The organism is Porphyromonas circumdentaria (assembly GCF_900167105.1).
Lineage (GTDB): Bacteria > Bacteroidota > Bacteroidia > Bacteroidales > Porphyromonadaceae > Porphyromonas > Porphyromonas circumdentaria.
Genome location: NZ_FUXE01000017.1, coordinates 42,355 through 51,734, shown reverse-complemented (window position 1 = coordinate 51,734; position 9,380 = coordinate 42,355). Strand labels below are relative to the sequence as shown.

The following is a 9,380-nucleotide window of genomic DNA, read 5'->3' as shown; positions in this document are numbered from 1 at the left end:
TTACCTATCTGAGATTTCCTGAGGAGGTTCGTCGTATGATTTACTCGACGAACTGGGTGGAGCGTCTTAATCGTAGCTATAAGCGTACGTTACGTATGCGCGGGGCTTTACCCTCGGCTGATGCCGTCCTATTCCTCTTAGGATCTGTTGCCCGAGAGATGACTGAAAGGACTTATGCTAGGAGGTTGCCCTACTTCCAAGAGTGGAGGATTAAATAAATGGATAATAACAAGAAAACCACAAAGTTTTTACCACAGGGGCATGCCCCTGTGGTAAAAAAGGAACAACTACTCTTACACACTTTTTCGGACACTACCCAATAGTTGGGCGAGAGAAAGGCAGGAAATGGGAAAAAGTCGCCTATGCGACACTCTTCGCGGCAGAACAAGAAAAATTTGTCTTATAGGTATATAAAACAATTATAGAGACGAAAAAAGGGAAATAACACGAGGTTACTTCCCTTTCTCTTGTGTCTAAAAGTTACAGATTAGTCTACCTTTGGACCTGCTTTAACCAAAGCTTTACCAGCATCGTTGCCTGTGAATTTAGCAAAGTTCTTCACGAAACGATCTGCCAAGTCTTTCGCCTTAGTTTCCCATTCAGTAGCATCTTGATAAGTGTCGCGAGGATCGAGAATCTTAGGATCTACTCCAGGAAGAGCGGTTGGCACTTCAAAATCGAAGTAAGGAATCTTCTTGGTAGGAGCCTTATCAATAGAGCCATCCAATATAGCATCTATGATACCACGTGTATCCTTAATGGAGATACGTTTGCCAGTACCATTCCATCCTGTATTTACCAAGTAAGCTTTAGCACCTACAGCTTCCATACGTTTCACCAATTCCTGTCCATACTTGGTAGGATGGAGTGAGAGGAACGCAGCACCGAAACAAGCCGAGAAGGTAGGAGTAGGCTCTGTGATACCACGCTCTGTTCCTGCCAATTTCGCTGTAAACCCGCTCAAGAAGTAATATTGAGTTTGCTCTGGAGTGAGTATAGATACAGGAGGCAATACACCGAAAGCATCTGCCGAGAGGAATATAACCTTGTTGGCATGACCTGCCTTAGAAACGGGCTTAACGATATTGTCAATGTGATAGATAGGATAAGATACACGTGTGTTTTCTGTAATGCTCTTATCGGTAAAGTCTATTTTTCCGTTGGCATCTACCGTAACGTTCTCAAGCAAAGCATCACGACGAATAGCCTTGTAGATATCGGGTTCACTCTCTTTGCTAAGGTCGATTACCTTAGCGTAACAGCCACCTTCGTAGTTGAAGACGCCATCGTCGTCCCATCCGTGCTCATCGTCCCCAATAAGTTGACGCTTAGGATCGGTAGAAAGGGTCGTCTTACCTGTACCTGAAAGTCCGAAGAAAATGGCTGTTTCTTTACCATCGAGACTGGTATTAGCAGAGCAGTGCATAGAAGCACGTCCGTTAAGCGGATTGAGGTAGTTCATGTAAGAGAACATACCTTTCTTCATCTCTCCTCCGTACCATGTATTCAAAATAATCTGAATCTTTTCGGTAAGATTGAAAACAACAGCTGTTTCTGAGTTCAAGCCTAATTCCTTGTAGTTTTCCACCTTAGCTTTGGAAGCGTTCATGATAACGAAATCAGGTTCTCCGAAGTTTGCCAACTCTTCGTCGGTAGGACGGATAAACATGTTCTTCACGAAGTGTGCTTGCCAAGCCACCTCCATAATGAAGCGGAGTTTAAGACGACTATTGGGGTTAGCACCGCAAAAAGCATCTACCACGAAGAGACGTTTATTGGACAACTGCTCGGTAGCGATACGCTTAAGTTCTTTCCAAGCCTCTGGAGTGATAGGCTTATTATCGTTTTTGTATTCGTCGGAAGTCCACCAAATGGTATCACGGGTCGTATCGTCCATCACGAAGAATTTATCTTTGGGTGAACGTCCCGTGTAAACCCCAGTCATAACGTTAACGGCTCCGAGCTCTGTTACCTGTCCCTTTTCGTAACCTGTCAATTCAGGTTTTGTTTCCTCGGCATAGAGTTGCTCATAGGAAGGGTTGTAAACAATCTCCAAAGCATTATGGATATTGTATTTACTCAAATCGGGTGTTTTCATAATCTTTTACTTTATAATTGTACATTCTAATCTCTCTAAAAATCACTTCTCGGTATACTCTGTCATACGCATATCGCCCTTTTCGACAGCTGCTTTGTGGAAAGCAAAACAGTTGTCAAGGTCTTGAGGTGTTTGTCCCTCTATGCCTCTCTCGAGATATTGGTTCAGCAGCGGTCTGTAATCTGGGTGAACGCAATTATCGATAATACAACGTGCTCTCTGGCGTGGAGATAGGCCTCTCAAATCGGCTACACCATACTCGGTAACAATTACCTTGACAGAGTGCTCGCTGTGGTCTAAGTGTGAAACCATAGGAACAAAGGCACTAACCTTGCCATCTTTGGCTGTGGAAGGCGTTGTGAATATAGATATGTAAGCATTGCGCGTGAAGTCTCCCGAACCACCCAAGCCGTTCATCATGCGAGTACCGTTGACATGGGTAGAGTTGATATTACCAAATATATCAGCCTCAAGAGCCGTATTGATGGTAATAGTACCTAATCGACGTACAATCTCGGGGCTATTGGAGTATTCCACAGGGCGGAGCAAAAGTTTATCGCGGAAGAAGTCGAGATGGCTATACACATCTTGAATAGCAGAGCGACTTACCGAAAGCGAACATCCGCTGGCAAAGCGAACGCGCCCCTTCTTCATCAATGCAATAACAGAGTCTTGGATTACCTCTGTATATATATCGAAAGGAGGAATCACTTCATTATCTCCCAATGAACCGAGTACGGCATTTGCCACATTACCTACCCCACTCTGTATGGGTAGGAACTCTTTGGGGATGCGTCCGCTCTTGAGTTCATCGGCCAAGAAGCGTGCCACGTTGTCTCCGATAGCCTTAGTAACATCATCCAGGGGAGCGAAGTCTCCTTCGTCGTTAGGTTCACTGGTGTGTACTATGGCTACGATCTTTTCGGGGTCTACCTGTATGTAGGGCAATCCGATGCGGTCACTGGGGCTATATATAGGTAATTCTTTACGGTAGGGAGGGTCGAGAGGTTCGGTCAAATCGTGAATACCACGAATGGCTTTGGGGTGCTTATCGTTAAGCTCCACAATAATCTTTTTTGCCAATCGGCATATAGTAGGAAGTATTCCCACGCCCGAAGTGGGGACAATCTGTCCATCCTCAGTTACATCGGCAGCCTCCACAATGGCTACATCTACAGGTCCTAAAAAGCCGTAGCGTAACTCTTGCGCAAGCATAGAGAGGTGCATATCGAAATATTGAGTACCTGCCGAGTTGATTAACTTACGAAGGTCTTTGTTAGATTGGTAAGGTGTACGGAATTTAATAGCATTAGCGCGCGCCAACTCTCCATCGAGACGGTCTCCCGTAGAGGCACCTGTAAACATCCCAATAGCAAATGGGCGACCTGCCTCATGCTCTGCCTTAGCTCGGCGAGCGAGTGCTGCTGGGACCACTTTGGGGCAACCTGCGGGAGTAAAACCACTAAAACCTACATTATCTCCGTCATTAATAAAGGATGCGGCTTCTTCTGCCGACATAATCTTTGTCTTCATCTTTTTCCTCTGTGTCTATTATCCTTATGAATATTTTGTAATAAGAGGCGTCTTGTCTCTGTTTTTAATAGTTCACATTCTCTTTTGTACTTTTGTACTGAGTATGAGTACCCAAAGATACGAAGTATTCATCAAAGTATCCTTATCTGACAGGGATGTTTTACCGAACCTTTTGTGCCTTATAAAGGTTGGTATAAGGGAATAAAAATGCAGAAGATGGTCAAACGTATCGCTATATTGATTGCAATGCCGTTAATGGTACTTGCTCGTCCCTTTCATGACGCAGGAAAAAGAGGTAAAGCGACCGATGCTTTTGCAAAAGAAAGGGCGAACTTCCCAGCTCACCCCTCCCAACATAACCAAAACCTTAACTTATGAAAAGTCCTATTATTCGCCACAAATGTATATAATTAATTTGATAATACCAAAAATATTTTAGATAATATTTCGACTTTATTGTGAAGGAAAGGACGTGATATCCCGTTACAACATAAAAATGCAACATATGAATAGCAAAAATGCCTTACGAAAAGTACATATAGAAACCTATGGTTGTCAAATGAACGTCGCAGACTCTGAGGTGGTAGCAGCCATCATGGAGATGGCTGGGTACGTAATCACCGACTCTCCAGAGGAGGCAGATGCACTACTTATCAATACCTGTTCTGTACGAGACAATGCAGAGAAAAAAGTACTAAACCGTCTGGATTACTATAATGCTTGCCGTCGTAAACACAAGCGTCCCTCAATTATAGGAGTATTGGGATGCATGGCAGAGCGTGTACGACAAGACCTAATTGACAACCACGGAGTAGATATCGTGGCGGGTCCCGATGCCTATGCCGACCTCCCCAACCTCTTTGCCGCCGTAGAGATGGGACAAAAAGCAATGAATATCGAGCTCTCACGCACGGAAACCTATAAGGATGTGATACCACTAAAGATGGAGGGGCTTCACATCACGGGCTTCGTATCCATCATGCGTGGGTGCGACAACTACTGCACCTACTGTATAGTACCCTACACGCGCGGGCATGAACGGAGCCGAGAGGTAGAGAGCATACTGCGAGAGATAGACCATATGGTAGAGTTGGGGTATAGAGAAGTAACGCTCTTAGGACAGAATGTCAACTCCTATCAAGTCAAAAGAGAAGATGGTACCCTTTTCGACTTTGCAGACCTCCTGCAAGCCGTAGCCGAGCGTGCCCCTAAAATGCGCATCCGCTTTACCTCTCCGCACCCCAAGGATATGAGCGATAAAACGATTGGTATAATGGCTCGCTACCCCAATATATGCAAGCATATCCATCTGCCCGTACAGAGCGGAAGCAATCGGATACTGAAACTCATGAAGAGAAGCTACACAAGAGAGTGGTATCTCGATAGGGTTGCCGCCATCCGCAAGGCGATGCCCGACTGTGCCATAGGTACCGATGCCTTTTGTGGCTTTTGCGGAGAGACCGAAGAAGACTTCCAAGAGACGCTTGACATTATGCGTAAGGTGCATTTCGACTCGGCCTTTATGTTCAAATACAGTGAGCGACCTGGTACTTACGCGGCGAAACATCTCAAAGACGATGTACCCGAAGAGGTCAAACTACGCCGTCTGAACGAAATGATTGCCCTGCAAAACGAGTTGAGCCTAAGTTCCAACAAGAACGACATAGGGAAGCAATTTGAGGTACTCGTAGAGGGGGTAAGTAAAAAATCTCCGAACGAACTCTTCGGACGCTCTTCACAAAACAAGGTTATTGTATTCCCTAAAGTAAAAGCACGCATCGGCAGTTTTGTCATGGTAGAGGTGTTGGAGGCTACTTCTGCTACCCTTTTAGGACGAGAAGTATTGGACGAAGCATAAGAAGTTCCCTTTAGCCCCCTCCACAGATGATGTGTCCCATAAAAATGGTGCCTATTGCCCGTTGAAAGTTTAGATAGGAGATAACAAGAGTTTGTATAGGAGGGAACTCAAGTTTTCTCCTATACAAACTTGAGTTTCCTTCTGTGCAAACTTTTGTTGTAGCAAGTCCTAAGTAGAGGCCGTTACGTAGACTTTTGAGCAGTCTGTAGTAGCGGTCTTTTTTGTGTCTGTTGCATTCATATTTATAACGTACAAAATAGAGGGCTTGCACTTATTCTTTCAAGCTCTTCTCTGCACGCTATTACTACAAAATAGCCTACCTTTACAGCAAGAATTACAATACTTTAAGGTACAGCCTTCTTTGCACTCTAAAAGTAAGCGCAGAGAAACGACACAAACTATTAAGAGAATATTGACCGATGGAAAAGCTCTACTACAGCATTATCAATGGAATGCAACAGGGTCCCTTTACTCTGGAAGAACTTTTGAAAAGAGGAATTACACGGGATACTCCCCTGTGGACAGAGGGTATGGTAGACTGGCTACCCGCCTCGGGCATACCCGAAGTGGCCCGCCACTTGACCTATCGACAAACTCCTCCCCCCTCTTACGAGGCACAAATAAGGTATGGAGAGATTACGAACGAGGATAGAGGTGTTTGTCCCCCTACCTACCTTGTTTGGTCTGTATTGATGACGCTCTTTTGCTGTTGGTTCTTGGGGATTTTTGCGATTATCAACTCGGCAGGCGTGCAGTCGGCTTACCGCAGGGGAGACTACGAATTGGCGCAAAGAAAGAGCAAAACAGCTCTTACGCTCACAATTATTGGAGCGATTGTAGGCTTTGTATTCTCTGTGATATACTTTATTTTCTTTTTTATAGTGGGTGCTTCAAATGCACTATTCGACACCTTAAGTACGTTCTAATAGCACCAATCTCCCTTTACCTCTGGGGGCAACCTCATAAAGGTTCTTGAAGTAAAGCATTGCCCAAGCTCTAAAAATTAGGCATAACGGCTATAAATATCACTATACAACAACCCCCTTGCTCTACAACCATAGAACAAGGGGGTTTATTCGTAACTCTCCGCTATCCTCGAAGGGTAGGAAAAAAGCTGTTACTAATTATTTGCCGTAACGCTCTTTGAGGATGCGAATCATATCTTCGCTCATAGAGTCCATATCGTAGCGTGGAGCCCAATCCCACTCGGCACGAGCACAACTGTCGTCCAAAGAATTAGGCCAAGACTCCGCGATACCTTGACGAAGAGGGTCTACCTCGTAGGTCATCTCGAAATTAGGTATGAGTTTCTTAACGGCAGCAGCAATCTGACTGGGTTCAAAGCTCATAGCCGTGATATTAAATGAGTTGCGGTGTACTAAACGACTTGGGTCTGCTTCCATCAATTCGATACAAGCGCGGAGCGCATCGGGCATATACATCATATCCATATAAGTACCCTCTTTGATAGGACACACGAAACGTCCCTCTTTTACCGCCGCGTAGTAAATATCGACAGCATAGTCGGTTGTACCTCCACCAGGCAAAGTAACGTTAGAAATCAATCCAGGGAAACGAACCGAACGAGTATCTACCCCAAAGCGTTTGAAGTAGTAGTCGCTGAGCAACTCACCCGCTACCTTGGTTACCCCGTACATAGTCTTAGGGCGTTGAATAGTATCTTGAGGAGTTTTATCCTTAGGTGTATCGTTACCGAAAGCTCCGATAGAACTTGGGGTAAATACGGCACATTTCTTTTCTCGAGCTACTTCCAACACGTTGAAAAGTCCGCCCAAACCAATGTGCCACGCCAATTGTGGCTTAGCTTCCGCTACAGCACTCAAAAGAGCCGCAAGGTTGTAAATAGTATCCACCTTATACTTATCTACAACTTCTGCTATTTGCTGCGCATTGGTAATATCTACCACTTCACAGGGTCCAGTCTCTGCCAAAGCTCCTTTGGGCTCAGCCCCAGGGATATATCCTGCTACAACATTACCAGAGGGATACGTTTCCCTCAACTTCAGAGCAAGCTCTGAACCGATCTGACCGGTAGAGCCGATAATGAGAATATTTTTCATTACGCTTGATTGATTAGTACTATATTACGCCTTACAAAAAGACACTGCAAAATTAGATATTATTTTGGTCGTTACAAGTATTTAAATCATTCTTTATGGAGCGTAGCATCTGCCGAACGCACCTTAAGATTAGGGCTCAAATAGTAACGCTTACGGGATTGATAGGTAGAGTCGGCTATCGAGATGGGAAACTCGGGCGAAGTAATTCCCCCTAAGCGTACCAACAGAGAGGGTATGTCGACAATGCTTATCGGCATACGGCTCTTCTCTTTCAAAGTCGCAATGAGTTGAGGGTTTAGTCGCTCGTAGCGTTTGTTGTAGGCTATAATCATAGGTATCTGCAACTCGTCTCTCAAAGGGTGTTCCGACCCGTGCAAAAGGCTTCGAGGGTCTACCTCTCCCAACCCTTCCCCATGATCGGGGGCGTAAAGGAATAGGGCAGGCCTATCCAAAGCGTCTATACGATGGGCTATTTCGTTAAGAAAGAAATCGGTGTAAAGGATAGAGTTGTCGTAGCTATTGATGAGTGCCTCTCGATTACTTTGGTGGAGTACACTGTTGGTTGTCTTATAGCTTCTCGTCGTTGGCGTGAAACGCTCAAACTCGATAGGATAGCGAGCATCGTATCTGAAATGGCTACCCATCGTGTGGAGCACAATACAAGCTGCCCTTTTACGCTCTATGACAGAACCCAAATAGTCATCTAAATGGGGTAATAGCTCCGAATCGTAAGCGACCATACTCTCCACCTCTTTACCCGTATTGAAGTAGTGGTCTACCTTATTGGAAGAGGCACGAACGATGGCAAAGCTGGAGGCTTGGTTGCCCAACCACGCGGTTAAAAAGCCTGCCTTATTGAAGAAATGAATCAAACTGCCCTCATGTTGCCACCGTTTGAAGTCGCGCGGAGTAGACCTGCTTATCATCATAGGCACTGCTATCGAGGTGAGTGTGGCGGCGGAAAGTACGTCCGAGAAGGCGATAAGACGCTCCCTCTCTGCCAAAAGAGGCGTAGTAGGGCGTTCGTATCCATAAAGTTGCCAGTGAGACATATTGCCCGTTTCACCGATTACGAAGAGTATTATCGGCTGTTTAGAGGCAGGAAGTTGGAGACTTTGAGGCGAAGAAGCTACTTCAAACATTCCGTCTCCAATCTGTTGGGAATACTTCTTCTCCTCCTGACGCACCGCAATATAGCGCCCCGTATTATAGAGGATATCTATCGGGAATACCTTACAGAGCTTCGAAGCAGTATAGGTTACAGCAAAATCAAGCTTATACAAAGTGCTGGCTCTCTTACTCGGTAACTGATACATTTTCACCATGACCGCCAATAAAAATAGGGTGAAAGCAGCCGCAATACCCCACCGCACCTTGCGGTGCAGTACAATCGGACGTTTCCTCCACACTATAAAAGCCCAATAGTACATAAACCAGTACAGCAGTGTGATGGCGGCGATAACGATGTAAAGACCGAAAAGCTCCATTATTTCACCTGGATTGGTCTGAAATGTAGCCTGTACTAAACCGAAAGAAACTGGTTCACCCGCCAAGACATACGATGCGATTTCTGCGGGAAAGAAGAGCAGCCAAATGGCTCCGAGTATAGGGGCTACACGCCCCCCAATAGCACCTAACATTCCTACGCATAGAGCTGCCAGAACCAAAAGAGCTGAACCGAGGAAAAGACTCTCGGAAGCCTGTTTATCGGCAAATACAATCAAACAGGTAGGCAACCAACAAAGAAGTGCCATTAACAAATAGGCTCTTCTGGGCGTTAGTTGGAAGTGTCGAAAAAAAGCTTTCATGT

Annotated in this window: 8 protein-coding genes; 4 read left to right on the top strand and 4 right to left on the bottom strand. The window is 45.3% G+C overall.

Translation table 11 applies throughout. The annotated features are described in order from the left end of the window. Positions 1-218 (top strand): transposase (locus B5D06_RS07605; RefSeq protein ID WP_200804989.1); only part of this gene is annotated, 218 nt, incomplete at its 5' end. Between the two features lie 269 nt (positions 219-487). On the opposite strand, the gene pckA is transcribed toward B5D06_RS07605, so the two are convergent. Both pckA and B5D06_RS07595 read right to left on the bottom strand, forming a co-directional pair. Further along, a complete protein-coding gene (gene pckA / locus B5D06_RS07600) occupies positions 488-2,098 on the bottom strand; it encodes a phosphoenolpyruvate carboxykinase (ATP) (protein WP_078737404.1) in 1,611 nt (536 codons plus the stop codon). 42 nt (positions 2,099-2,140) lie between these two features. Further along, on the bottom strand, positions 2,141-3,631 hold the full coding sequence (locus B5D06_RS07595) for a butyryl-CoA:acetate CoA transferase (RefSeq protein WP_078737403.1): 1,491 nt from the start codon (positions 3,629-3,631) through the stop codon (positions 2,141-2,143). 207 nt (positions 3,632-3,838) lie between these two features. On the opposite strand from B5D06_RS07595, the gene B5D06_RS08965 reads away from it, so the two are divergent. The 3 genes from B5D06_RS08965 (at position 3,839) to B5D06_RS07580 (ending at position 6,415) form a co-directional block, all read left to right on the top strand. Continuing rightward, positions 3,839-4,009, top strand: coding sequence for a hypothetical protein (locus B5D06_RS08965; protein WP_159442704.1), 171 nt, complete (start codon positions 3,839-3,841; stop codon positions 4,007-4,009). A 127-nt stretch (positions 4,010-4,136) separates the two neighbouring features. Further along, positions 4,137-5,489: a tRNA (N6-isopentenyl adenosine(37)-C2)-methylthiotransferase MiaB gene (gene miaB, locus B5D06_RS07590; RefSeq protein WP_394364851.1), complete on the top strand. Its 1,353-nt coding sequence runs from the start codon at positions 4,137-4,139 to the stop codon at positions 5,487-5,489. Between the two features lie 419 nt (positions 5,490-5,908). Continuing rightward, positions 5,909-6,415: a CD225/dispanin family protein gene (locus tag B5D06_RS07580; protein ID WP_143742649.1), complete on the top strand. Its 507-nt coding sequence runs from the start codon at positions 5,909-5,911 to the stop codon at positions 6,413-6,415. Between the two features lie 198 nt (positions 6,416-6,613). On the opposite strand, the gene B5D06_RS07575 is transcribed toward B5D06_RS07580, so the two are convergent. Together B5D06_RS07575 and B5D06_RS07570 are read right to left on the bottom strand one after the other, a co-directional pair. Next, positions 6,614-7,570 (bottom strand): NAD-dependent epimerase/dehydratase family protein, encoded by a 957-nt coding sequence (locus B5D06_RS07575; RefSeq protein ID WP_078737400.1) that lies wholly within the window; start codon positions 7,568-7,570, stop codon positions 6,614-6,616. A gap of 86 nt (positions 7,571-7,656) precedes the next feature. Then, the gene (locus B5D06_RS07570) at positions 7,657-9,378 is read right to left on the bottom strand and encodes a phosphoethanolamine transferase (RefSeq protein ID WP_078737399.1); all 1,722 of its coding nucleotides are present in this window, start codon (positions 9,376-9,378) and stop codon (positions 7,657-7,659) included. Positions 9,379-9,380: the final 2 nt, after the last annotated feature.

Coding starts and splice junctions, on each gene's coding strand:
- B5D06_RS07570 (WP_078737399.1), bottom strand. CDS start 9,378: ATGAAAGCTTTTTTTCGACACTTCCAACTAACGCCCAGAAGAGCCTAT.
- miaB (WP_394364851.1), top strand. CDS start 4,137: ATGAATAGCAAAAATGCCTTACGAAAAGTACATATAGAAACCTATGGT.
- B5D06_RS07580 (WP_143742649.1), top strand. CDS start 5,909: ATGGAAAAGCTCTACTACAGCATTATCAATGGAATGCAACAGGGTCCC.
- B5D06_RS07595 (WP_078737403.1), bottom strand. CDS start 3,631: ATGAAGACAAAGATTATGTCGGCAGAAGAAGCCGCATCCTTTATTAAT.
- pckA (WP_078737404.1), bottom strand. CDS start 2,098: ATGAAAACACCCGATTTGAGTAAATACAATATCCATAATGCTTTGGAG.
- B5D06_RS08965 (WP_159442704.1), top strand. CDS start 3,839: ATGCAGAAGATGGTCAAACGTATCGCTATATTGATTGCAATGCCGTTA.
- B5D06_RS07575 (WP_078737400.1), bottom strand. CDS start 7,570: ATGAAAAATATTCTCATTATCGGCTCTACCGGTCAGATCGGTTCAGAG.